The organism is Psychrobacter sp. TB20-MNA-CIBAN-0197 (assembly GCF_040309765.1).
In the GTDB taxonomy this organism is placed as follows: Bacteria; Pseudomonadota; Gammaproteobacteria; order Pseudomonadales; family Moraxellaceae; genus Psychrobacter; species Psychrobacter submarinus.
Window position 1 is genome coordinate 1 of sequence record NZ_JBEOPC010000137.1, and the last position, 405, is coordinate 405.

A 405-nucleotide genomic window follows, 5' to 3' on the forward strand; every position below is an offset into this window, starting at 1 on the left:
TGAAATGCAAATACGTACTGATAATGGCGGTACTGTATTCATTGGTCCAGATGATTCTCGTCAATCAAACGATCTAGATTACGACACAACTACATTTAAAGTTGCTGGTACTTATTACCTAGATCAACACACAATTACTGCTGGTTACGAGTTTGAAGAGCTATCTGTTTTTAACTTGTTCGTACAGCAAACAGAAGGTGAGTGGCGCTTTGACTCAATTGACGACTTTGAAGCAGGTCAAGCAGCGCGTATCTACTACAACAATGCTGCAGGTACTAATAACCCGAATGATGCGGCTGCAAGCTTTAAATATGCGCAGCATACATTCTATGTCCAAGATGAATACGCATTCACTGACTTAGATGCAACCATTCAGTTTGGTTTACGTTACGACAAGTACACAAG

Annotated in this window: 1 protein-coding gene; it reads left to right on the plus strand. The window is 40.5% G+C overall.

Going from position 1 to position 405, the window contains the following annotated elements:
* Positions 1–405, plus strand: a 405-nt coding sequence (locus AAEY83_RS13005) for an outer membrane beta-barrel protein (protein WP_351059354.1), incomplete at both ends; no start/stop codon positions are given.